Origin of the sequence: Caballeronia sp. LZ032 (genome assembly GCF_031451315.1) — a bacterium.
In the GTDB taxonomy this organism is placed as follows: Bacteria; Pseudomonadota; Gammaproteobacteria; order Burkholderiales; family Burkholderiaceae; genus Caballeronia.
The window spans coordinates 310,570-334,660 of the sequence record NZ_JARUXP010000001.1 but is presented as its reverse complement, the minus strand read 5'-3'; the positions used below and the strand labels follow the sequence as shown (position 1 = coordinate 334,660).

At 64.4% G+C, this 24,091-nt stretch carries 19 protein-coding genes and 1 other RNA gene; 3 read left to right on the top strand and 17 right to left on the bottom strand.

Annotated elements, in window-relative coordinates:
• Nucleotides 1-171: 171 nt before the first annotated feature.
• From rnpB to pyrC, 3 genes are all read right to left on the bottom strand, one after another.
• Nucleotides 172-584: RNase P RNA component class A (gene rnpB, locus QCE69_RS01580), an RNA gene on the bottom strand.
• A gap of 23 nt (nucleotides 585-607) precedes the next feature.
• Nucleotides 608-1,420: a DUF3025 domain-containing protein gene (locus tag QCE69_RS01575; protein ID WP_309929098.1), complete on the bottom strand. Its 813-nt coding sequence runs from the start codon at nucleotides 1,418-1,420 to the stop codon at nucleotides 608-610.
• A gap of 10 nt (nucleotides 1,421-1,430) precedes the next feature.
• Nucleotides 1,431-2,510 (bottom strand): dihydroorotase, encoded by a 1,080-nt coding sequence (pyrC, locus tag QCE69_RS01570; RefSeq protein WP_309929095.1) that lies wholly within the window; start codon nucleotides 2,508-2,510, stop codon nucleotides 1,431-1,433.
• Nucleotides 2,511-2,696: 186 nt separating this feature from the next.
• Between pyrC and QCE69_RS01565 the strand changes: the two genes are divergently transcribed.
• Nucleotides 2,697-3,599 carry a class II glutamine amidotransferase gene (locus tag QCE69_RS01565; protein ID WP_309913697.1) on the top strand — a complete coding sequence of 301 codons (903 nt, stop codon included), beginning with the start codon at nucleotides 2,697-2,699 and terminating at the stop codon, nucleotides 3,597-3,599.
• A 51-nt stretch (nucleotides 3,600-3,650) separates the two neighbouring features.
• Here the strand turns inward: QCE69_RS01565 and QCE69_RS01560 are convergent, their stop codons facing one another.
• From QCE69_RS01560 to QCE69_RS01530, 7 genes are all read right to left on the bottom strand, one after another.
• Nucleotides 3,651-4,376, bottom strand: coding sequence for an amino acid ABC transporter ATP-binding protein (locus QCE69_RS01560; protein WP_309929093.1), 726 nt, complete (start codon nucleotides 4,374-4,376; stop codon nucleotides 3,651-3,653).
• On the bottom strand, nucleotides 4,373-5,047 hold the full coding sequence (gltK, locus tag QCE69_RS01555; RefSeq protein WP_309807197.1) for a glutamate/aspartate ABC transporter permease GltK: 675 nt from the start codon (nucleotides 5,045-5,047) through the stop codon (nucleotides 4,373-4,375). The genes QCE69_RS01560 and gltK overlap by 4 nt, the downstream gene beginning before the upstream one ends.
• Nucleotides 5,047-5,787 (bottom strand): amino acid ABC transporter permease, encoded by a 741-nt coding sequence (locus QCE69_RS01550; protein WP_309929090.1) that lies wholly within the window; start codon nucleotides 5,785-5,787, stop codon nucleotides 5,047-5,049. The genes gltK and QCE69_RS01550 overlap by 1 nt, the downstream gene beginning before the upstream one ends.
• A 68-nt stretch (nucleotides 5,788-5,855) precedes the next feature.
• Entirely contained in the window at nucleotides 5,856-6,749 is an 894-nt protein-coding gene (locus QCE69_RS01545; protein WP_309913693.1) for a glutamate/aspartate ABC transporter substrate-binding protein, read from the bottom strand.
• Between the two features lie 291 nt (nucleotides 6,750-7,040).
• Nucleotides 7,041-8,348, bottom strand: coding sequence for a Glu/Leu/Phe/Val dehydrogenase (locus QCE69_RS01540; protein WP_309913690.1), 1,308 nt, complete (start codon nucleotides 8,346-8,348; stop codon nucleotides 7,041-7,043).
• A 108-nt stretch (nucleotides 8,349-8,456) separates the two neighbouring features.
• Nucleotides 8,457-9,425, bottom strand: coding sequence for a LysR family transcriptional regulator (locus tag QCE69_RS01535; protein WP_309913685.1), 969 nt, complete (start codon nucleotides 9,423-9,425; stop codon nucleotides 8,457-8,459).
• A gap of 89 nt (nucleotides 9,426-9,514) precedes the next feature.
• Complete coding sequence (locus tag QCE69_RS01530; protein ID WP_309929087.1) at nucleotides 9,515-11,392, bottom strand: ABC transporter ATP-binding protein/permease; 1,878 nt, start codon at nucleotides 11,390-11,392, stop codon at nucleotides 9,515-9,517.
• A gap of 239 nt (nucleotides 11,393-11,631) precedes the next feature.
• Here QCE69_RS01530 and QCE69_RS01525 point away from each other — a divergent pair, with 239 nt between their 5' ends.
• Nucleotides 11,632-12,027, top strand: coding sequence for an acyl-CoA thioesterase (locus tag QCE69_RS01525; protein WP_309929085.1), 396 nt, complete (start codon nucleotides 11,632-11,634; stop codon nucleotides 12,025-12,027).
• A gap of 6 nt (nucleotides 12,028-12,033) precedes the next feature.
• Here the strand turns inward: QCE69_RS01525 and QCE69_RS01520 are convergent, their stop codons facing one another.
• A complete protein-coding gene (locus QCE69_RS01520; RefSeq protein WP_309929082.1) occupies nucleotides 12,034-15,147 on the bottom strand; it encodes an EAL domain-containing protein in 3,114 nt (1,037 codons plus the stop codon).
• 194 nt (nucleotides 15,148-15,341) lie between these two features.
• Nucleotides 15,342-15,821, bottom strand: coding sequence for a nitrate reductase associated protein (locus QCE69_RS01515; RefSeq protein WP_309929080.1), 480 nt, complete (start codon nucleotides 15,819-15,821; stop codon nucleotides 15,342-15,344).
• A 188-nt stretch (nucleotides 15,822-16,009) separates the two neighbouring features.
• Between QCE69_RS01515 and fdhD the strand changes: the two genes are divergently transcribed.
• On the top strand, nucleotides 16,010-16,837 hold the full coding sequence (gene fdhD, locus QCE69_RS01510; protein WP_309929077.1) for a formate dehydrogenase accessory sulfurtransferase FdhD: 828 nt from the start codon (nucleotides 16,010-16,012) through the stop codon (nucleotides 16,835-16,837).
• A 6-nt stretch (nucleotides 16,838-16,843) separates the two neighbouring features.
• Here the strand turns inward: fdhD and QCE69_RS01505 are convergent, their stop codons facing one another.
• From QCE69_RS01505 to QCE69_RS01485, 5 genes are all read right to left on the bottom strand, one after another.
• Complete coding sequence (locus QCE69_RS01505) at nucleotides 16,844-17,608, bottom strand: enoyl-CoA hydratase (protein WP_309913668.1); 765 nt, start codon at nucleotides 17,606-17,608, stop codon at nucleotides 16,844-16,846.
• A gap of 62 nt (nucleotides 17,609-17,670) precedes the next feature.
• Nucleotides 17,671-18,870 carry an acetyl-CoA C-acyltransferase gene (locus QCE69_RS01500; RefSeq protein WP_309913665.1) on the bottom strand — a complete coding sequence of 400 codons (1,200 nt, stop codon included), beginning with the start codon at nucleotides 18,868-18,870 and terminating at the stop codon, nucleotides 17,671-17,673.
• Nucleotides 18,871-18,906: 36 nt separating this feature from the next.
• Complete coding sequence (locus tag QCE69_RS01495) at nucleotides 18,907-21,333, bottom strand: 3-hydroxyacyl-CoA dehydrogenase/enoyl-CoA hydratase family protein (protein ID WP_309929073.1); 2,427 nt, start codon at nucleotides 21,331-21,333, stop codon at nucleotides 18,907-18,909.
• A 94-nt stretch (nucleotides 21,334-21,427) separates the two neighbouring features.
• Nucleotides 21,428-23,215: an acyl-CoA dehydrogenase C-terminal domain-containing protein gene (locus tag QCE69_RS01490; RefSeq protein WP_309913659.1), complete on the bottom strand. Its 1,788-nt coding sequence runs from the start codon at nucleotides 23,213-23,215 to the stop codon at nucleotides 21,428-21,430.
• A gap of 75 nt (nucleotides 23,216-23,290) precedes the next feature.
• On the bottom strand, nucleotides 23,291-23,962 hold the full coding sequence (locus QCE69_RS01485; protein ID WP_309913656.1) for a TetR/AcrR family transcriptional regulator: 672 nt from the start codon (nucleotides 23,960-23,962) through the stop codon (nucleotides 23,291-23,293).
• Between the last annotated feature and the right edge of the window lie 129 nt (nucleotides 23,963-24,091).

The window sequence follows — 24,091 nt, the reverse complement described above, 5'->3', positions numbered from 1 at the left end:
GCAGCTTCGATCCCGCCGCCTTCGATCTCGTGCTAACGAATCAGCGGCTCTCAGAGGTCAAGTTCTGATCGTCAAGACGGCCTCAGATTGACGCTTACGTCCTAGCCGGATCCGCAAGCGCAAACAAAAAGAGCCGACGTCGCGAGACGCCGGCTCTTTCCTTTTGAATGACGACAAAGCGGGCCGATAAGCCGGATTCTGTGCACGCACCGGCCGAAACCGGCGCACGTGGCAATCATTCCTCTAGACGCGCCATTGCTGACGCGCTCAAGCTTCCTACCCGCAGACGAACGGGGGCCCCGTCCTGCATCGCGAAGATGCTTGCCTGCCTATTTGGAATTGCTCCGGGTGGAGGTTACCGTGCCGGAACGCCTCGCGACGTCCGCGGTGCGCTCTTACCGCACCGTTTCACCCTTACCTGATCTCCGGACTCGCGTCCGAAGCCATCGGCGGTTTGCTTTCTGTTGCCCTGTTCCGCGTGTTGCCACGGATGGCCGTTAGCCATCACCCTGCCCTGTGGAGTCCGGACTTTCCTCGCCCTCTTCGACCGAAACCGTCGAGGCCGCGATTGCCTGGCCCGCTTTGCGGCACCGATTCTAACATCCGGCTAGCGCCGGACCGTCCGGCGTCCCGGCCGGAACACCGTGGAATCGTCGTAGAACGCGGCGTCCGCATTCGCCTCGCACCAACCCGGCACACCCAGCACCGGCAGCGGCGCAAAGGCGCGGCTATCGAACGGCCCGGCGGCGATGCGCGCCGCAACGCTTTCGTCGATGAACGCGCGGCGGCCGTCATCGTCGAGGGAGAAATAGCGCGCCGGCACCTCGACGATCCACGCATGCCCCGTACACGCCTTGTACGGCGCGACGAGCTTCTCCAGCAACGCATGGCCGAAAATGCGCGCCTCGCAACGCGTACCCCACGCCGCGCGCCCGGCGACGAACAGCGCGCGCCAGTCGAAGCCGCGCAGGGCATCGGTGAGCGCGGCATCGGCGGAGAGGAAGACTATGGCGTTTTCGTCGAAGAGCGTGAGGGCATCCCGCACGGCGCCGCGCGTGGGTCCGATGCCGAGCGCCGCGATCTGCTCCGCCTGGCGCGCGTTGAGCGCCGCCTTGATGCGCGGATACGCGAACCACATCGACGCGTTGAAGAAATCGTGCAGGTTGTGGCGCGTGGGCACGCAGCCGGTCTCGGCAATGTGACCTTCGTAGGACGCACCGGCCGGCAACGCGTCCTGCGCGATAAACGCGAGCCGTGCGCCGCGTCCCGTTACGTGCGTGGCATCGAATGCGTCCGCGTTCAGCACCGCGAGATAGTCGGCATGACCGGCAAGCGCCGCGGCCTGCCAGCGCCTGCCGCGCGCTTCGATGGACGCAAGCCACGGCCGCGTCCAGTCGATGTCAGCGAAACCGGCGCTCACACCCGACGCTTCAGCTTGCGTCCGCGAAGCGCCAGCCGATGGTTTCGCCGCCGCGCAACGGCACGATGGTCGCGTCGCCGGCCGTGAATTCCGCGGGCAGCGTCCACGTACCGCGTTCCAGCGTCACGGTTTCCGTGCTGCGCGGCAGGCCGTAGAAGTCCGCACCGTGGAAGCTCGCAAAGCCTTCGAGCTTATCGAGCGCGCCGGCCTTGTCGAAGCTCTCGGCATACAGTTCCAGCGCATGCAGCGCCGTGTAGCAGCCCGCGCAGCCGCAGGCATGCTCCTTCAGTCCCTTCGGATGCGGCGCGCTGTCCGTGCCGAGGAAGAAGCGCGGATTGCCCGACGTCGCCGCCTCGACCAGCGCCACGCGATGCGTCTCGCGCTTGAGCACCGGCAGGCAGAAGTAATGCGGCCGCATCCCGCCGACCAGCATGATATTGCGGTTGTACAGCAGGTGATGCGCGGTGATGGTCGCTCCAATGGTGCCGTCGGGCCCCTCGGCCTCGCGCACATAGTCCGCCGCGTCCTTCGTCGTGATGTGCTCGAACACGACCTTGAGCGCGGGGAAATCGCGGCGCAGCGGCGTCATCACCCGGTCGATGAACACCTTCTCGCGGTCGAACACGTCGATGTCCCCATCGGTGACTTCGCCGTGAATCAGCAGCGGCATGCCGGTTTCCTGCATCGCCTCGATCGTCTTCGCGCACTTCGCGAGACTCGTGACGCCCGCGTCGGAGTTCGTGGTCGCGCCCGCCGGATACAGCTTCACGCCATGCACGAAGCCGCTCGCCTTCGCGCGGCGGATTTCATCGGGCGGTGTGTTGTCGGTGAGATAGAGCGTCATCAGCGGCTCGAAACGCGCACCGGCGCCTTCTTTCGGCAGCGCCGCCAGAATGCGTTCGCGGTAAGCGCTCGCCAGCTCGGTCGTGGTGACCGGCGGCTTCAGGTTCGGCATGATGATCGCGCGGCCGAACTGCCTTGCCGTGTGCGGCAGCACGGCTGCGAGGGTGGCGCCGTCGCGCACGTGCAGGTGCCAGTCGTCGGGGCGCGCGAGGGTGAGCGACTGAGGCGAGGAAGAGGTAGCGGACATGGCGAGATGACGGGGAACGTTGGAATGGCGCAAGCCACCCGAGCACAGGAAAAATCCGCCGTGGAAATTGCACAACGCGCGCGGTTATGAGCGGTTGGGCGATTTTTTCGCGCTTGCCTCGGTGATATGCTTGTCGGACGTATTGTAACAACCCGTTCAGGGCGACCGCCCGCCTGCCTCAGCGACATGTGCCAACTTCTCGGAATGAATTGCGCCGAACCCACGGACGTGACGTTCTCGTTCACCGGGTTTGCAGCGCGCGGCGGCGTAACCGATCATCACGCCGACGGCTGGGGCATCGCATTCTTCGAGGACAAGGCCTGCCGGCTGTTCATCGACCATCAGTCATCGGCCAGTTCGCCTCTGGCGGACATGGTCAAGCGCTATCCGATCAAGTCGAAGAACACCATCGCCCACATCCGCAAGGCGACGCAAGGGCACATCCTGCTGGAGAACTGCCATCCGTTCATGCGCGAACTGTGGGGCCGCCACTGGATCTTCGCGCACAACGGCGACCTGAAAGGCCATGCACCGGAACTGACCGGCGTCTATCAGCCGGTCGGCACCACGGATAGCGAACTCGCTTTCTGCGCGCTGCTGCAAGGCCTGCGCCGCCAATTCCCCTGCTCGCAGCCGCCGCTCGACGAGCTGTTCGACGCCCTCGCCGAACTCACGCGCGACATCACGCAATACGGCGTGTTCAACTTCCTGATGTCGAACGGCCAGGCGCTGTTCTCGCACTGCTCCACCCATTTGTACTATCTGGTGCGCAGCTGGCCGTTCTCGACGGCGCATCTGATCGACGCCGACATGTCCATCGACTTCGCCAAGTACACGACGCCGGAAGATCGCGTGGCGGTGATCGCCACCTCGCCGCTCACCGACGACGAAATCTGGACCCGCTTCGCCCCCGGGGATCTCGCGATGTTCCAGTGCGGCGCGCTGGCGCGCACGGTGAACGTGCCGGTGCCGGAGGCGGTCGCGAAGAAGGCGGCGGAACCTCTGGCGAAAGCCTGCGTCGGCTCGGCGCTGCAGATCGAGGAGATGCGCAGCACGGCCACGGTTGAATCGGAACTCGGGATCGAGTGAGATAAAAAACGGCGCTTCGAAAGCGCCGTTTTCATCATTACGCGGTCAAGCTCAATGCAGGATCTTCGCGAGGAAGTCCTTCGCGCGGTCCGACTTCGGATTCGCGAAGAACGCTTCCTTCTGGTCGTCCTCGACGATCAACCCGCGATCCATGAAGATCACGCGGTTCGCCACCTTCTTCGCAAAGCCCATTTCGTGCGTCACGCACATCATGGTCATGCCTTCCTGCGCGAGTTCGACCATCACGTCCAGCACTTCGTTGATCATCTCCGGATCGAGCGCGGAGGTGGGTTCGTCGAAGAGCATCGCGATCGGGTCCATCGACAGCGCGCGTGCAATCGCCACGCGCTGCTGCTGACCGCCCGACAACTGGCCCGGAAACTTGTCCGCATGCGCCCGCAGACCCACGCGGTCCAGCAGCTTCAGCCCCTTCCGCGTCGCTTCCTCGTTCGAGCGGCCGAGCACCTTGACCTGCGCAAGCGTCAGGTTCTGCGTGATGGTCAGGTGCGGGAACAGCTCGAAATGCTGGAACACCATGCCGACCTTCGAGCGCAGCTTCGACAGATTGGTCTTCTTGTCGGTGAGCGACTGGCCGTTGATCGTGATCTCGCCCTTCTGGAACGGTTCGAGACCGTTGACCGTCTTGATGAGCGTCGACTTGCCCGAGCCCGACGGACCGCACACCACGACCACTTCGCCCTTCTTCACTTCGGTCGTGCAGTCCGTCAGCACCTGAAACTGCCCGTACCACTTGGAAACATTCTTGATAGAGATCATCTTGCGACCTTTTTCTGAAGACTTTTGACGAGGGCCGACGCCACCACGCAAATCACGAAGTAGCAGGCGCCCGCGAACAGGATCATTTCGACGGACGTGCCGTCGCGGTCCCCGATGTTCGTGGCCGTGCGGAAGAAGTCCGCGAGGCTGATGACGTACACGAGCGACGTATCCTGGAACAGGACGATGGCCTGGGTGAGCAGCAGCGGCACCATCGCGCGGAAGGCCTGCGGCAGCACCACCAGCTTCATGGCCTGGCCGTAGGTCATGCCGAGCGCGAACGCGGCGTTCACCTGGCCGCGCGGCACCGCCTGGATGCCGGCGCGAATGATTTCCGAATAGTACGCGGCTTCGAACAGCGAGAACGCGACCATCGCCGAGGCGAGGCGGATGTCGATGTCCGCCGACAATCCGAGCACGTTCTGCAGCAACTGCGGCACGATCAGGAAGAACCACAGCAGCACCATCACGAGCGGGATCGAGCGGAACAGCGTGACGTAGGCGCTCGCGAACCATTGCAGCGGTTTCACGCCCGAGAGCCGGAACAGCGCGAGCACCGTGCCCCAGATGATCCCGATCACGATCGCCAGCACCGTGATCTGCAGCGTGATCTTCGCGCCGGTCATCAGCGTCGGCCAGGACGCGAGGATGTCACTCCAGTTGTAATGCATTACTTGCCTCCGATGTAGCCGGGCAGGCGCGTTCTGGCTTCGAGCCAGCGCATCAGCTGCATCACGATCAGGTTGATGAGCATGTAGGCGATCGTCACCGCGATGAACGACTCATACGTCTGCGCCGTGTAGTCGACGAGCTGGCGCGCCTGCGCGGAGAGATCGAGCAGACCGATGGTCGAGGCCACCGCCGAGTTCTTGAACACGTTGAGGAACTCCGACGTGAGCGGCGGCACGATGATGCGGTACGCGACCGGCATCAGTACGTAGCGGTAGGTCTGCCATTCGGTGAAGCCCATCGCGAGGCCTGCGCTGCGCTGGCCGCGCGGCAACGCGTTGATGCCCGAGCGCACCTGTTCGCACACGCGCGCGCCGGTGAAGAGCCCGAGACAGATGATCGACGATGAAAAGAACTGCGCCGACGGCGGCAGTTGCTTGAACCAGTTGCCCCAGGACACGGGCAGCAACTCCGGAATCACGAGATACCAGACGAAGAACTGCACGATCAGCGGGATATTGCGGAAGATCGCGACATAAACAGTGCCGATGGCCGCCAGCGTGCGGTTCGGGACCGTGCGCAGAATGCCGAACAGCGAGCCGACCACCAGCGCGATCACCCAGGCGGCGAGCGACACGGTAATCGTCACCCAGAAGCCGGAGATCAGCCAGCCGAGATAGGTCGTGGGCTCGCCGGTCGAAACGGGGCTCAGCAGTACGCCCCAGTTCCAGTGATAAGACATGGACTCACTCCAAAAAGAAACGGAAGAAGCAAGCTCCTTCCGTCTCGTTCGCTCAAAACTCGAACCGTTTAGTCAATTGCCTTGTCATTCGGGCTCTTGTAGAGAGCCTTGATGTCATCACTTTCCGGGAAGTTCAGGTTGAGGCCCTTCGGCGGGATCGGGCTTTCGAACCACTTCTTGTAGATCTTGTCGGCGTCGCCCGAGGTTTCGACCTTGGCGATGGCGTCGTCCACGACCTTCTTGAACTCCGGATCGTTCTTGCGGATCATGCAGCCGTACGCTTCATGCGATTGCGGCGCACCGACGATCACGAAATCGCCCGGGTTGTTCGACTTGGCGCGTTCGCCGGCGAGCAGCGCATCGTCCATCATGAAGGCCACCGCGCGGCCGGTCGACAGCGTCAGGAACGACTCGCCGTGATCCTTCGCGCTGATGATGTTCATGCCCATGTTCTTGTCCTGGTTCATCTTGCGAAGCAGGCGTTCGGACGTGGTGCCGGCGGTCGTCACGACAGTCTTGCCCTTCAGGTCGGCCCAGTCCTTCACGCCCGAATCCTTCTTGGTCATGAGACGCGTGCCGATCACGAAGATCGTGTTCGAGAAGGCCACTTGCTGCTGGCGTTCGGCGTTGTTCGTGGTCGAGCCGCACTCGATGTCCACCGTGCCGTTCTGCACGAGCGGAATGCGGTTCTGCGAGGTGATCGGCGTCAGCTTGACCTTCAGCTCGGACATGCCGAGCTTCGTCTTGACGGCTTCGACCACCTTGAGGGCGAATTCGTGGGAATAGCCGACGACTTGCTGCTTGTCGTCGTAGTACGAGAACGGAATGGACGATTCGCGATGCCCCAACGAGATGACACCCGTGTCCTTGATCTTCTTCAGCGTGCCGGCATCTTGCGCGTAGGCGCCCGTTGCGATGAAACCGAGCGCGGCAACCAGCAGCGCAGCCTTTTTAATCTTCATGTGTTCGATCTCCTGTGGCGAAAAACCGGGCCAAGTTTAGCAGGGTAATTATTCTGAAAGAATGATTGTTAACCCACTCCGTCTTATTTTTAAGACGGATGGCCGCCCGATTGCGACGGCGCATGTTACTGGCGTTTTTTGACTAACGCATGGCGTGTTACATCTGCCGCGCCCGCCTGTAGTTTTCATGCAAATGCGTGCGGCATTCTGTCGAATGCCGCACGCATGAATCAGTGAGCGCAACGCGGGTCCGCCTCCTGCAGACCGCTCACCCGTGGACCGCGTAGCAGATCAGGGATACAGGCCGCGCATCTCGCGCGCCTGGAGGATCCGCGAGCACGCGACGATGAACGCCGCCGTGCGCACCGACACCTGATGCTCGCTCGCCACCTGCCACACGCCGGCGAAGGCTTCGCGCATCACGCGCTCCAGACGCTGGTTGATCTCGTCCTCGGTCCAGAAGAAGCTCGAGAAGTCCTGCACCCACTCGAAGTACGACACAGTCACGCCGCCCGCGTTGGCGATCACGTCGGGGATCACGAGGATGCCCTTGTCGGTCAGGATGTCGTCCGCCGCGGTGGTCGTCGGGCCGTTCGCGCCTTCCACGACGATCTTCGTGCGGATCTTGCCGGCGTTCTTCTCGGTGATCTGGTTCTCGAGCGCCGCCGGGATCAGGATGTCGCTCTCGATCATCCAGAATTCGTCGGCCTGCACCGGGTCCGCGCCTGCGAAGCCGCCTACGCCGCCGTTCTGCGCGACGTGCTCGAGCAGCGCGACGGTATCGATGCCCTTCGAGTTATGCAGCGTGCCGGTGTGATCCTGCACGGCGATCACGCGCGCGCCCGCTTCCTGGAACAGCTTGGCCGCGATGCCGCCGACATTGCCGAAGCCCTGCACCGCGATGCGCGCGCCTTCGATCTCCATGCCGATGCGCCGCGCCGCTTCGCTGCCGACCACGAACACGCCGCGTCCGGTGGCTTCCCGGCGGCCGAGCGAGCCGCCGAGTGAGATCGGCTTGCCGGTGACGACGCCGGTGGCCGTCTGCCCCTGGTTCATGGAGTAGGTGTCCATCATCCACGCCATGATCTGCTCGTTGGTGTTCACGTCGGGCGCGGGGATGTCCGTGTTCGGCCCGATGATGATGCCGATCTCGCTGGTATAGCGGCGCGTCAGCCGTTCGAGTTCGCCGCGCGACAGCGTGCGCGGATCCACGCGGATGCCGCCCTTCGCGCCGCCGTACGGCACGTTCACGGCAGCGTTCTTCACCGACATCCACGCGGACAGCGCCATGACTTCCGAGAGCGTCACGTCCTGGTGGTAACGCACGCCGCCCTTGCCGGGACCGCGCGACGTGTTGTGTTGCACACGATAGCCTTCGAAGTGCGCGACGGTGCCGTTATCGAGTTCGATCGGGCAGTCGACGACGAGGATGCGCTTGGGACGCTTGAGGGTTTCGAGCCAGCGGGAGAGAGAACCGAGATAGGGAGCGACGCGATCAACCTGCTTCAGATAGTTTCCCCAAGGACCGAGATCATCGGCATTGAGGTACGACGGGATGGCATGTTTGGCGTCCGGCGTTTGCGCGTTCGACGAAGACATTGATGCTCCAGCGGTGAAGGAATGCAGCCATTGTCGAAAAACGGCCTCTGCAAATCCAATGCCGGATTTTTATCCCGTCATGCGTTTTGTGCATAACGTTCGAAAGCCTTACGTGGCGGCGGTTTCAGCCGCCTTGAGCAGCTCCTCGTTGACCGCGTCCCATAGCGCACGCATCAATGCCTGGCGCGGTTCCTCGCCCATCGATGCCAGCTTGTCGCGATACAGCCGGATGTCCATGGTCAGCGTGAACTGGCCGGCCGGCATGCCGCGCGTGCCCCGGTCGAGACGGATGAGGCGGCCCTCCTCCACCGCATCCTCCACGGCGCTGTGTGGCAGGAAGGCAATGCCGTGGCCCGCGATCGCCATCGCCTTCAGTCCTTCGGCCATGTCGGTTTCATAGACCTTGTCGAGATAGAGGCGTACCGGCGAGGTCGCGATGATCGTCTCGGTCATGCGGCCGAGGTACGCGTTCGGCGTGTACGACAGATACGGCACCGGCGATTCGGCGGACGCCGGCAGCGTGAAGCGCGCGCGGCCACCTTTCGTCACCGCGGAGAACGGGCTGATCGGTTCGGTGCCGAGCGTGAGCATGTCGTAACGCGCGGGATCGAGCGCGACCGGATGGCTGGGATGGTGATAGCCCATCACCAGATCGCAGCCGCCTTCCACCAGGGACAGCACCGCGTCGTGCACGTTGAGCGCGCGCAGGCGGGTGCGGATCCGCCCGAGACGCGCTTCGATATGCTCCAGCCAGCGCGGAAAGTAGGTCAGCGACAAGGTATGCGGCACGGCGAACTCGATGGTCGCCGCCGGCACGCCGCCCTGCCCGCGCAACAGCGTGCGCGCCTCGTGGAACTGCGAGAGCATCGCGAGCGCCTGCTCGTAGAAGACCTGGCCGGCCTGCGTGAGGCGCGTCGGATAGACGGACCGATCGATCAGTTCGGTGCCGAGCCACGCTTCGAGCGCCTGGATGCGGCGTGAGAAGGCGGGTTGCGTGATATGCCGTAATTCAGCGGAGCGGCTGAAGCTGCGCGTCTCCGCGAGCGAAACGAAGTCTTCGAGCCATTTGAGTTCCATGCTTCGTCGTGCGCGCAATGCGCCTGTGGCGGCAAAACACGCATTTTATCGACACACGGGCGACGCAGGCCCGCTGCTCAGCGCGATCTTCAAACCCTCGCCGCATCGCGCTGATCCGCCGCCGCTTCTCCGGTCTTCTGCTGCTGCAACGCCCACATCTGCGCGAACAGACCACCCGCATCGAGCAACTCGGCGAACGTGCCGCGTTCCACGATGCGCCCATGATCCATCACGATGATCTGCTGAGCATGCACCACCGTCGACAGCCGATGCGCAATGATCAGCGTGGTCCGCTCCCGCGCAATCGAATCCAGTTCGCGCTGGATGGCGCGCTCGGACTTCGAATCGAGCGCCGACGTGGCTTCATCGAAAATCAGGATCGGCGGGTTCTTGAGCAGCGTGCGCGCAATGGCGACACGCTGCTTCTCGCCGCCCGAGAGCTTCAGCCCGCGTTCGCCGACCGGCGTGTCATAACCCGCCGGCAAGGCCTCGATGAAATCGTGGATATGCGCCGCACGCGCCGCCGCGATCACTTCGTCGCGGCTCGCGGAAGGACGGCCGTACGCGATGTTGTAATAGATCGAATCGTTGAACAGCACCGTGTCCTGCGGCACGATGCCGATCGCCGCGCGCAGCGAGTCCTGTGTGACGTCGCGAATGTCCTGTCCGTCGATGCGGATGGCGCCGCCCTGCTCGCGCTCGAGATCGTAAAAGCGGAACAGCAGGCGTCCGAGCGTCGACTTCCCCGAGCCGCTGTGCCCGACCACCGCGGTCGTGGTGCCGGCGGCAATCGTGAAATCGACGTCATGCAGGATGGTCCGCGCGCGTTCATAGGCGAAGCTCACGTGCTCGAAGCGCACTTCGCCGCCGCGCACCGCGAGCGCTTGCGCATCCGGCGCGTCGGGCACTTCCCGGCCCGCGCCGAGCAGCGTGAACATGCGGTCCATGTCGGTCAGCGCCTGCTTGAGCTCGCGATACACGACACCCAGGAAATTGAGCGGTATATACAGCTGCAACATGAAGGTGTTGATCAGCACGAGATCGCCGAGCGTCAGGCGGCCGGCCATCACGCCCTGCGTCGCGCGCCACAGGATGAACACGAGCCCGACGCCGATGATCGTCTGCTGGCCGAAGTTGAGCATCGACAGCGAGCGCTGCGACTTGATCGCGGCCGCGCGATAGCGCTGCAGATTCTCGTCGTAGCGGCGCGTTTCCCATTCTTCGTTGCCGAAGTACTTGACGGTCTCGTAGTTGAGCAGCGAATCGATCGCGCGCGAATTCGCCTTCGAATCGAGATCGTTCATCGTGCGGCGGTAATGCGTGCGCCACTCCGTCACCTTCACGGTGAAGACGATGTACGTCACCAGCGCGATCCCCGTGACGATCGCGTAATACGCTTCGTACTTGGTCACGAAGAACGCCAGCACGAGGCCGACTTCGACGAGCGTCGGCAGGATGCTGTACAGCGAATAGGAAACGAGTTGCTGGATGCCGCGCGTGCCGCGCTCGATGTCGCGCGACATGCCGCCCGTCTGCCGCTCCAGGTGAAAGCGCAGCGACAGCGAATGCAGATGCCGGAACACGCGCAGCGCGAGTTGCCGCACGGCGCTTTCGGTGACCTTGGCGAACAGCAGTTCGCGCAGTTCGGTGAACAGCGAGGTGGAGAGCCGCGCGGCCGCATAGGCGACCACCAGCAGCCCGATGCCGCCGATCAGCACGATCCCCGGCGCATCCGTCGCGCGGCCGAGCGCGGTCAGATGCTGCACGGAAGACAGGCCATCGACGATCTTCTTCATCACGATCGGCACGCCCAGGTTCGCGACCTTCGCGCCGATCAGGCAGGTCAGCGCGAACGCGACGCGCCATTTGTACGTGGTGAGATAAGGCAGCAGCGAACGGATCGTCTGCCAGTCGTTGCGCGGGCCCTGGGGCACGGGCCCGGGCTCTCGGTTGGACGTGCGGCGCATGAGTATCGTGGGGCAAGCGCGCCGCTTCCAGCCGGAATGCGGCGCCGGGTAACGCATCGGTCGGCGGGGCGGGAGCCGGTCTCGCGCAGGCTTTCCCGTACAATTTATGGCAAGCGCCCGGCGCCGCTGCAAGTTGCCGCGCGGCCGGAAGCGCATCCATCTAACGGCATTGTCGCAGAAGGCCCAAGGGGCCGCTTGCGCCGGCCGCCCGCTCCTCCCTCGCCAACCGGAAACCTGCCATGACCGAGCAATCCAATCTTCCCCAGAAGCAGGTCGCGCTGCGCGTCGTGCCGCAACCCGCCGACGCCAACGTCCACGGCGACGTCTTCGGCGGCTGGATCATGGCGCAGGTGGACATCGCCGGCTCCATTCCCGCGAGCCGCCGCGCCAACGGACGCGTCGCGACCGTGGCGGTGAATTCGTTCCTCTTCAAGCATCCGGTATTCGTCGGCGACCTGCTTAGCTTCTATGCCGACATCGTGAAGACCGGCAACACGTCGGTCACCGTATCGGTCGAGGTCTATGCGCAGCGCATGAGCCTCGCCGAAGAGGTCGTCAAGGTAACGGAGGCGACGCTCACCTACGTCGCGACCGACCGCGACCGCCGTCCGCGCGTCCTGCCGCCGCTCGACTGACGCGCCTCAGCTCGGCAGCACGCCCTGTTGCAAGAGGCCCGGAATCGCTTCGTGCGGCATCGGGCGCGAGAAGAAGAAGCCCTGCATTTCGTCGCAGTCGCGGGCGCGCAGGAACTCATGTTGCGCGGAGGTTTCGACGCCTTCCGCGATCACCTGCAACTCCAGCGAATGCGCGAGCGCGATGATCGCCGAGGTGATGGTTTCGTCGTCGCTCGACGCGCCGATGTCCGCGACGAACGAGCGGTCGATCTTCAACCGGTGCACCGGGAAGCGCTTCAGATAGGACAGGCTCGAATAGCCGGTGCCGAAGTCGTCGATGGCAATGCCGATCCCGAGCGCGGATAGCTCGGACAGCATCGTGATCGCTTCCTCGGCGTTGCGCATGATCGCGCTTTCGGTGAGTTCGAGTTCGAGATAGCGCGGTTCCAGTCCGGTTTCATCCAGCACGGACGTGACCAGCCGCGCGATGTCGCGTTGCTGGAAATGGCGCGCCGACAGATTCACCGACACGCGCGCGGCCGGCAGGCCGGCGTCCTGCCAGGCCTTGTTCTGGCGGCACGCCTCGCGCAGCACCCACTCCGACAGCGGCCCGATCAAGCCGCTCTCTTCCGCGACCGGAATGAACGACGCCGGCGACACGAGCCCCTGTTCCGGGTCGTGCCAGCGCACGAGCGCCTCGATGCCGACAATCTGGCGCGTCGTCATGTCCACCTGCGGCTGATAGTGCAGCAGGAACTCGCCGTCGCGCAGCGCACGCCGCAGACGGCGTTCGAGATTCATGCGCGCGCCGACGCTCGCGTTCATCTCCGGCTGATAGAACTGATAGGTGTTGCGGCCCATGTCCTTCGCGCGGTACATCGCGAGGTCGGCCTTCTTCATCACGGTCTCGGCGTCGTCGCCGTCCTGCGGATAGAGACTCGCGCCCATGCTGCAACCCACGTACAGCTCGGTGTCGTCGATCCACACCGGCTCCGAGATGGCCGCGCGCGTACGCTCCATCCACGCAATCAGGCCGGCTTCGTCGGTCAGGTCGGGCAGCACGATCACGAACTCGTCGCCGCCATGGCGCGCCACCGTGTCGCTGGTGCGCGCCGTGCGGGCGAGCCGTTCCGCGATCACCGCGAGCAGGCGGTCGCCGACGCTGTGGCCCAGGCTGTCGTTGACGTTCTTGAAGCCGTCGAGGTCCATGAACACGACTGCGATCTTGGTCTCGCGCCGCCGCGCCGCTTCGATCGCGTGCTGCAGGCGGTCCTTCAGCAAATTGCGGTTCGGCAGGCGCGTGAGCGTGTCGTAGTTCGCCTGGTATTCGAGCTCTTCCTGATAGCGCATCAGGTCGGTCACGTCGTTGATGATGCCGATGTGATGCGTCGTCAGTCCCTGCGCATTCGGCACGGGCGCGACGAACAGCTGGTTCCAGAACAGCGCGCCGTCCTTGCGATAGTTGCGCACCACGACGCTCGCTTCGAGGTTGACATCGAGCGCGCGGCGGATCGCCGTGAGGCCGTCCTGCTCGCCGTCCGGACCATGCAGGAAACGGCAGTCCTGGCCGATGACCTCGCTCGGGTCATAGCCGGTGATGCGCTTGAACGCCGGATTCGCGTACTCGATGACATTCGCGCCGTCCACCACGCCCGTGATCAGGATGGCGTTGACGCTGGCGTCGAGCGCGCGGCTTTGCAGGCGCAGCGCCAGTTCGGCGCGCTTGTGGTCGGTGACGTCGTGATACGAGCCGAGCACGCCGATGGTCTGCCCTTCGCCGTCGAGCAGCGGCAGCTTGCTGGTGACGAGCGTGCGCAGTTGCTCGCCGATCACGATGTCGCGCTCGAAGTGCATCTTGGGCACGGTCGTGACGATGACTTCTTCATCGTCGGCGCGCACGACATCCGCAAGCGCGCCCCACGGCAATTCGTAATCCGTCTTGCCGATGACCTGCTCGTTGTACGCCAGGCCCGCGTCGCGCGCGAAGGCGTTGTTGCAGCCGAGATAGCGCAGGTCGCGATCCTTCCAGAACACGCGCTGCGGAATGTTGTCGATGACGGCTTCGAGCATCTCGTTCGAACGGCGCGCCTCGGCTTCCGCGTTGATGCGGTCGGTCACGTCGTTGGCCAGCATGAAGATGCCGGGCCGGTTCGAATATACGAGCGAGTGATGCGAGACATCGGCGGCGATGATCGAACCGTCCTTGCGCCGATAGCGCCATACGCCCGCCGAGGCCTGTCCCGCATTCGCCCGCTCGCCGGTCTCGCCCGCACTGCGCGCGAGCCGGGCGGCGAAGCTGTCGAAGTCGTCGGCGTGATGCAGGTCGCGCAGCGTCATGCCGAGAAACGCGGGTTCATCGAAGCCGAAGTGGGCGAGCGCCGCCGGATTAACCGCGATGAAACGCATGGTCTCGCGATCGACGATCCACATCGGCACCGGATGCGCCTCGAACAGGCTGCGGAAGCGCTCGTTGCTGCGCTGCCGCGCCCGCTCGATGCCGAGCTTCTCGCTCGACTGGCGCTCGTTGCTGGCGAACAGATAGATGAGCACCGCGCTGCCGGCGAGCATCGTGAAGATCAGCAGCAGCATCGCGCCGCTGGAGGCCTGCGCGGATTCGTCGAGCGCCGCAATGGTCGCGTTGTCGATTCTCGTGCGCACCGCCGACAGTTCTTCATCCACCGCCTGCTGGTCTTCGCCGAGCGTCACGAAGGCGGCGTCGGCCCAGGCGCGGGAAGCGTCGGGCGGTGCATGACGGGCGTGTTCGAACGCCTGATTGGCGTCGCGCCGCAACATGGAGGCGCGCGTGGCGAGCGCCTCGAATGCGCCGCTCATGCCGGGCTCGATCGAGAGCTGCGCGCGCAGGCCGCTTTCGAGCGCATCGAGGTGGGCTTCGCGCTCCAGGTGCCGCGCTTCGGTCTCGGCCACGCCGGTGGCCTCGAAGCGGCTGAGCTCGGGCAGCGCCTCGCCGAGCGTGCTGCGGTAGGCGCCCAGATCGCGCATGAGGCTCATCGAGCGCAGGGTGCGCGCATCGCTTTCGCGCAGTCCGCCAATGCGCTCGCAGGCGACGAAAGCGTTTGCGCCGAGCGCGGCCAGCACCACGGCGATGTTGACGAGCAAACCCCTGGAGAGGAAACGAGTCATGCGGCGGGCGTATCCCTTTGGTGCGCGTCGGACGCGGCTCGAAGAGACGCGCCCACGCGGTTGCGCGTTGTGAGAAACGCTCACATCGCGACTATTGGATAACGCCCAATATCGGCAGCAACAGCCCCGTATTTAGGGCTTGTTGCCGAATAATATGATCAATGCGTCAGCAAAACGTTTGCGAGCACTGCTCGTCATTCCAGGAGGCCGAACTCGCGCATGGCCGGCAGGAAGTCGTGATTGACCTTGTCCGTGTTGCGCGAGAGTTTCGCCAGCGCGTAGCGCTGGAAACGGTCGAGTTTGCCCCAGTGGGAAAGACTCGGCGCGCTCACGCCGCACAGGCTGCTTTGACGGATGACGGTCTCGGGCACGGCATCGGCGTGAGCCCAGACCGGATCCGGATCGCGCTCGATCTTCTCGGGTGCGGTGTTCGCATGCGTCTTCATCATCTCTTCGAGCGCGAGGTCGAAGTTCTTCTCGACTTCGGCTTCGTCTTCGACGGGAAAGCGCGCAAGCAATACGCGATCGTCATACGGAAGCTGCTGCCACTCGTCGAGCGTGATGCGCATGCCGAAGCGATCGAGATTGAAGCGCACGGCAAGCGGAATGAAGCGCAGATTCTCTGAAGATTCGACTTCGAATCCAAAGAGTCGCGCGGCGTCATAAAGTCCCATAACAAGCCTCGTTGGATTGAGGGCGTGCGCGACGCGCAGTGCCGCCTTAAGTTATTGTAGGGCCTTGGATCTGGCTGGAACCGTTGCAAACGAGCCGCTGGGCGCACCTTGAAAACGCGCGAACAGCAAGCACAGGCAGCAAGTCGCATACCCGACTTTACTCGAAGAAGCGGTCAGGAGCAGTAAAAGTGAGCCAACTCGAAACCGACGATCAACCCGGCTTCGTCGAGCGTCCGGTGCGCCGGCATCGCGCGGGCGCAAGTTCGGTGGCGGCCGACCAGGTCGGCCAGGAATGGCCGGTCGCGCTGGTGTACAACGGCATCTCGCACGCGGTCATGATGTGTACGCCGCGCGATCTCGAAGCGTTCGCCGTGGGCTTCTCGCTGACCGAGGGCATCATCGAACGCGGCAGCGACATCCACGACATTGAGGTCACGTTTCACGAACACGGCGACGTGCTGCCGCATGCCGAAGTGCAGCTGCAAGTCGTGCAGCAGTCGTTCATGGCGCTGAAGGACAAGCGCCGCGCCATGGCCGGCCGGACCGGCTGCGGCGTGTGCGGGATCGAAAGCATCGAGTTGCTGGATCTGCAGCCCGAACGCGTGCCGGACACTGGTTTTCTCGCGCGTCTCGCGCCGGATGCCATCGAACGCGCGGCGCGCGACCTGTCCGCGCATCAGGTGCTGTCGAAGCTGACGGGCGGCCTGCACGCCGCCGCGTGGTGCGATGAAACGGGCGCGATCCGCTGCGCGTTCGAGGACGTCGGCCGTCACAACGCGCTCGACAAGCTCATCGGCCATCTGGTCCTGCAACGGCAGGACACGACGCAAGGCTTCGTGTTCCTGTCGAGCCGCGCGAGCTACGAGCTCGTGCGCAAGTCGGCGCGCGTCGGCGTGCCGATGATCGCGACCATCTCCGCGCCAACGTCACTGGCCATCGCCATCGCGAAACAGGCGGGCTTGCGGCTCGTCAGCTTCGCGCGCGAGAACAGCTTCGTCGAATACGACGTCGAGTGAAACGGCTCACTCGAACTTGCTGAAGTCCGGCTTGCGCTTCTCGAAGAACGCCTGGAAGGCCTCGCGTGCCTCGGGCGCAGCCAGCATGCGGGCGAAGTGCGCGGCCTCGTCCGCCATGCGCGCGGTCACTTCGCCGGACTGCGCACCCTTCATCAGCGACTTGGTCACACGCAGCGACGACGCCGGCAGCAACGCGAGCCGCCGAGCCTTTTCGAAGGCGTAGGAATCGAGTTGCGCGGCATCGAGCGCGCCGTTCACGAAGCCCATGGCGATCGCCTCGTTCACGTCGAACGCCTCGCCCAGCAGCAGCTTTTCCGCCGCGCGCTGATAACCCGCCACACGTGGCAACAGCAGGCTCGACGCCGCTTCCGGACACAAGCCGAGCTGCGCGAACGGCAGCGAGAACTTCGCGTCCGGACTGGCGTAGACGAGATCGCAATGCAGCAGCATCGTCGTGCCGATGCCCACCGCCGTGCCGCCCACCGCCGCAACCAGCGGCTTGGGAAAGCCGCTCAGACGCCGCAGGAACTGGAACACGGGCGCGTCGAGGCCCTTGGGCGGATCGTTCAGGAAGTCGTCGAGATCGTTGCCCGCGCTGAAGACGCCGCCGTTCGCGCGAATCAGCGCCGCGCGCACGGTCGGGTCCATCTCGGCTTCGTACAGGCCGTCGGCCATTTCCTGATACATCGGCGCGGTGATCGCGTTCTTCTTGTCCGGACGATTGAGCACGATGCTCAGCACGCCGTCCGCGCGTTCGATCTGAATCTCCATGCGCTGCCTCCTTGTACCGGCGCGCGAGCCGTTGCAGAACGCCGGCTCGCGCACCGTTCGCGTCAAAGCCGTTCGATGATCCCCGCCGCGCCCATGCCGGTGCCGACGCACATCGTCACCATGCCGTACTTCAGGTTGCGCCGGCGCAGGCCGTGCACGACGGTCGCCGCGCGAATTGCGCCGGTCGCGCCGAGCGGATGGCCCAGCGCGATCGCGCCGCCGAGCGGATTGACTTTCGCGGTATCGAGACCGAGATCGCCGATCACCGCGAGCGCCTGCGCCGCGAAGGCTTCGTTCAGTTCGATCCAGTCGAGATCGTCCTGCTTCAGGCCCGCGGCCTTCAGCGCGGCCGGAATCGCTTCCTTCGGCCCGATGCCCATGATCTCCGGCGGCACGCCGCGCACGGCGAAGCTGACGAAGCGCGCCAGCGGCGTCAGGTTGAACTGCTTCAGGATCTTCTCCGACACGACGATCAACGCGCCCGCGCCGTCCGACGTCTGCGAACTGTTGCCGGCCGTGACCGAGCCTTTATTGGCGAACACGGGACGCAGCTTGCCGAGTCCTTCCACCGAGGTCTCGGCACGCGGACCTTCGTCGAGGGCGATCTCGCGCGTGTTGGTGCGCACCTGACCCGAGGCGAGATCCGGAAAGCGTTCGTTGAGCGTGTAGGCGGCGATCTCGTCGGCGAATTCGCCTGCCTGCTGCGCGGCCAGCGCGCGCCGATGCGACTCCGCCGCGAACGCGTCCTGCGCCTCGCGGCTCACCTTCCAGCGCTCCGCGACCTTCTCCGCCGTCAGGCCCATGCCGTACGCGATGCCGACGTCCTCATTGCGCTCGAAGATATGCGGCGACAGCGAAGGCTTGTTGCCCATCATCGGCACCATGCTCATCGATTCGCAACCGCCCGCGATCATCGCATCGGCCTCGCCGACACGAATGCGGTCGGCTGCCATCGCGAGCGCCGTCAGGCCCGACGCGCAGAAGCGGTTCACCGTGACGCCGCCGACCGTGTTCGGCAGGCCCGCCAGCAACGCGCCCATGCGCGCCACGTTGAGGCCCTGCTCGGCCTCGGGAATCGCGCAACCGATGATGGCGTCCTCGATCACGCTGGTGTCGAGTCCGGGCGCTTGCGCGACGGCGTTCCTGATCGCGTGGACCAGCAACTCGTCCGGGCGCGTGTTCCTGAACACGCCGCGCGGCGCCTTGCCGATCGGCGTGCGGCTCGCGGCGACGATGTATGCGTCTTGCAGTTGTTTGCTCATTGTGTGCAGCTCCTGTATGTCGCTATGTCGCGCGGGTCAGTTGCGGACCGGCTTGCCGGTCTGCAACATGCCCATGATCCGCTCCTGCGTCTTCTGCGTGCCGAGCAGCTCGACGAAGGCGCGGCGCTCCAGCGCGAGGAGCCATTCCTCGTCGACGAGACTGCCCGCCTCCACTTCCCCGCCGCACACCGCTTCCGCGATGCGGCTCGCGATCAGATAGTCGTGGTCGCTGATGAAGCGGCCGTCGCGCATGTTGACGAGCGACGCCTTGATCGTCGCGATCGCCGAGCGGCCCGCCACCGGCACCTGCTTCACGCGCAGCGGCGGCCGGTAGCCGGCATCGCTCAACGCGCGCGCTTCCTTCTTCGCGATGTCGAGCAGTTCGTGGACGTTGAAGACGATGGTGTCGGTGGGCTTCAGGTAGCCCATCGCGCGGGCATCGAAGGCGGAGGACGAGACTTTCGCCATCGCCGCGTTCTCGAACGGCTTCTGCAGGAACTTGAGCAGGTCGCTGGTGGCATTGACGGCGGCCGCTGCCTCCGCCGCGCGCAACGCCGCTTCCTTCAGGCCGCCGCCCGCCGGCACCAGGCCGACGCCCACTTCAACCAGCCCGATATAGCTTTCGACGTGCGCCACGCGCTTCGCCGACTGCAACAGCAGCTCGCAGCCGCCGCCCAGCGCGAGACCGGACACTGCCGACACGACCGGCACGTTCGCGTACTTCACGCGCAGCATCCCTTGCTGGAACTTCGCGACGAATGGCTCGATGCCCTTGGCGCCGCCCATCATGAACGCGGGCATCGCCTCTTCGAGATTCGCGCCCGCCGAGAACGGGCCGCCCGGCGTACCGAGTTGCAGCGAGCTCGGCTGCCAGATCACCACGCCGCGATACTCCTTCTCGGCGAGTTCGATGGCCTGCGTGAGGCCGTCGATCACACCCGGCCCGATCGTGTTCATCTTCGTCTTGAACGAGACGATCACGATGTCGCCCTGCTCGCGGTCGAGCCATGCGCGCATGCTTTCGGTCTCGAACAGCGTCTTGCCGGAGGTCTTCGGATTCGCACCGGTCTCGCCGATCAGCGGCGCGCGGAATACCTGCTTGCCGTAGACCGGCAGCGTCGAGCGCGGCACGAAGCGGCGTTCAGCAGGCGACCACGATCCTTCGTCCGAATGCACGCCCTTTTCCGCGACCGGACCGTCGAGCACCCATGCCGGCAGCGGCGCGTTCGAGAGCGCCTTGCCCGCGTCGATGTCTTCCTGCACCCAGCGCGCGACCTGTTGCCAGCCCGCTGCCTGCCAGCTTTCGAACGGCCCCTGGTTCCAGCCGAAGCCCCAGCGGATGGCGAGATCGACGTCGCGCGCGTTGTCCGCGATCGATTCCAGATGCACCGCGATGTAGTGGAACACGTCGCGGAAGATCGCCCACAGGAATTGCGCCTGTTTGTTGTCGGTCTCGCGCAGCAGCTTGAAGCGCTCGGCGGGCGGACGCTTGAGAATGCGGCCGATCAGCTCGTCGGCCTTTGCGCCGCCCTCGACGTATTGCGCCGTCTTCGGATCGAGCACCTTGATCGACTTGCCTTCCTTGCGATAGAAACCCGCGCCCGTCTTCTGGCCCAGCGCGCCGTTCTTGACCAGCGCTTCCAGCACGGGCGGCGTCTTGTAGACGGAGAAGAACGGGTCGTCCGGCAGGTTGTCCTGCATCGTCTTGATGACGTGCGCCATGGTGTCGAGCCCGACGACATCCGCCGTGCGGAAGGTCGCCGACTTGGCGCGGCCCAGACGCGCGCCGGTGAGATCGTCGACTTCGTCGAAACGCAGGCCGAACTTCTCCGCTTCCGCGATTACCGCGAGAATCGAAAACACGCCCACGCGGTTCGCAATGAAATTGGGCGTGTCCTTCGCGCGGACCACGCCCTTGCCGATCACGCTCGTCAGGAAGGTTTCGAGCTGGTCGAGAATGACGGGTTGCGTCGCCGCGGTCGGGATCAGTTCAACCAGATGCATGTAGCGCGGCGGATTGAAGAAATGCACGCCGCAGAAGCGCGCCTTCAGCTCGTCCGAAAAGCCCTCCGACAGTGCCGTGATCGACAGGCCCGAGGTGTTGCTCGCGAAGATCGCGTGCGGCGCGATGTGCGGCGACACCTTCTTGTAGAGATCGTGCTTCCAGTCCATGCGCTCGGCAATCGCCTCGATCACGAGATCGCATTCGGCGAGCTTGGCGATGTCGTCGTCGTAATTCGCCGGCTCGATGTAGTGCGCGTCTTCCTTGATGCCGAACGGCGCCGGCGACAGCTTCTTCAGGTTCTCGATGGCCTTCAGTGCAATGCCGTTCTTCGGGCCTTCCTTCGCGGGAAGATCGAAGAGCAGGACGGGCACGCGCGCGTTGATCAGGTGCGCGGCAATCTGCGCGCCCATCACGCCCGCGCCGAGCACGGCGACTTTGCGAATGTTGAGGGTGCTCACGGGTAAGCCTCCGGGATTACGGGTTTGCTTCGAAATGAAAGGCGTGGCGCACGCCGCGTTCCACCATGGATCTCGCAGCGTGCGTGAGACTCGCTCAGAACAGCGCTTCGTCGTAGTCCATCATCGGCTTGGCGCCGGCGCGCGCGGCGCGGATGGTCGAAGCCGTTTCCGGCAGGAGCTTGGCGAAATAGAAGCGCGCAGTGGCGAGCTTGGCCTTGTAGAAGGCATCGCCTGATGCGGCGTTGTCCAGCGCGACGCGCGCCATGCGCGCCCAAAAGTACGAGAACACCAGATGGCCGACCGTGCGCAGATACGGCACCGCGGCCGCGCCCACTTCGTCGGGGTTCTGCATCGCCTTCATGCCGATTTCCATCGTCAGCTTCTGCACCTTCTCGCCGATATCCGCGAGCGGATTGATGAACTCCTGCATCTCCGGCTTCACGCCTTCCTGCTCGACGAAGTCCGCCACCAGCTTGCCGAAGCGCTTGAGCTTCGCGCCCATGTCGCCCAAGATCTTGCGGCCCAGCAGGTCCAGCGCCTGGATCGAATTCGTACCCTCGTAGATCATGTTGATGCGCGCATCTCGCACGTATTGCTCCATGCCCCACTCGGAAATGAAGCCGTGGCCGCCGTAGATCTGCATGCCCATGTTCGTGCCTTCGAAGGCGTTGTCGGTCAGGAAGGCCTTGATGACCGGCGTCAGCAGCGCGACGAAATCCGCGGCCTCGCGGCGCACGGCTTCGTCCGAATGGGAGAGCTCCTTGTCGATGTTCAGCGCCGCCCAGTAGCTGAACGCGCGGCCCGCTTCGGCATAGGCCTTTTGCGTGAGCAGCATGCGGCGCACGTCGGGATGCACGATGATCGGATCGGCGGGCTTGTCCGGCGCCTTCGGCCCGGTCAGCGAGCGCATCTGCAGACGCTCCCTCGCGTACACGAGCGAGTTCTGATACGCGACTTCGGTGAGACCGAGCCCCTGCATGCCGACACCCAGACGCGCGGCGTTCATCATCACGAACATCGCGTTCAAGCCTTTGTTTGCTTCTCCGACGAGCCAGCCATGCGCGCCGTCGAGATTCATCACGCAGGTCGCGTTGCCGTGAATGCCCATCTTGTGCTCGATCGAGCCGCACTTGATGCCGTTGCGTGCGCCCGGCGCGCCGTGCGCATCCGGCACGAACTTCGGCACGATGAAGAGCGAGATGCCCTTGGTGCCCGTCGGCGCGCCCGGCAGACGCGCCAGCACCAGATGGACGATGTTCTCGGCCATGTCGTGCTCGCCGCTCGAAATGAAGATCTTCGTGCCGGTGAGGGCGTAGGAGCCGTCGGCGTTCGGCTCGGCCTTCGTGCGCAGAATGCCGAGGTCCGTTCCGCATTGCGGTTCGGTCAGGCACATCGTGCCGGTCCACACGCCCGAGACGAGCTTCGCCAGATACACCGATTTCTGCTCCGGCGTGCCGTGCGCGTGCAGGCATTCATACGCGCCGTGCGACAGGCCTGGGTACATCGTCCAGGCCTGATTCGCGGAGTTGAGCATCTCGTAGAGCGCGTTATTGACGAACGCGGGCAGGCCCTGGCCGCCGTACTCGGGATCGCAGCCCAGTGCCGGCCAGCCGGCCTCCACATACTGCCGGTAAGCTTCCTTGAAGCCGGACGGCGTCTTCACGACGCCGTCGCCCTCGTAGGTGCAGCCTTCGCGATCGCCGCTCTGGTTGAGCGGAAACACCACTTCCGAACAGAACTTGCCGGCTTCCTCGAGCACCTGGTTGATGGTGTCGGCGTCGAGGTCCGCATGGCTGGGCATGCTTTTCAGTTCGGCTTCGACGTTCAGCACCTCGTGCAGGACGAATTGCATGTCGCGAAGGGGGGCGGCGTACTGTCCCATGAGTCTCTCCAGGTTTCCAGGCTTCTCGTTGCGCGCCGCCTGACCGCTCCAGCCTGTGACTTTTGGGCGGCGCCGCTAACGCGTGTCGGTATGTTGCGAAGTCAGATTGACCGTCCCATTCGCGACCGGCGACACGCCGGTTTCGACGGCCGTACGCGGCAACTGATACGAGACGATCGTCTTTTCCAGCGCGTCCCGCGTCAGTTGCACGGCTTCCGGAAGATGCAGGAAGCGCGCGTCGTGATGCAGGCCGAGCGTAAAGCTGTACAGCTCGAAAAGCATCAGCTGCGGATCAGTCTCCGCTTTCAGATGCCCCTCGTCCTTCGACTGGCGGATCGCGCGCAGCAACGCCTCGCGCCACATGCTCACGCTGTGCACCAGCTGCTCGCGCACCGCGCTCGCGGCGCGGTCGTCGTACTCGACCGCCCCGCTGATATAGATACAACCCGTGGTCACTTCCTGGATGCGCTTCTCCATCCAGCGATTCATCATCGCGCGCAAGCGCGGCAGGCCGCGTGCTTCGCGCAGGCTCGGAAAGAACACCTCGTCCTCGAAGCGCCGGTGGTACTCGCGCACCACCTCCACCTGCAAATCCTCGCGCGACCCGAAATGCGCAAACACACCGCTCTTACTCATCTGCATCCGCTCGGCCAGAAGGCCGATGGTCAGCCCTTCCAGACCGTCCCGACTTGCCAAGTCCAGCGCTGCGTCGAGAATCGCGGCCCGCGTCTGTTCGCCTTTTCGCATGATGTCCCTACCGTTCTTATATGACCCGTGAAATCGAACGGCCGTTCTATTATTATGGCCGGACCAAGGTGAAACAAGCAATTTTTTAGAAACGCGTATCTAAAAATAGTCGAACAATGTCTTTAGGAT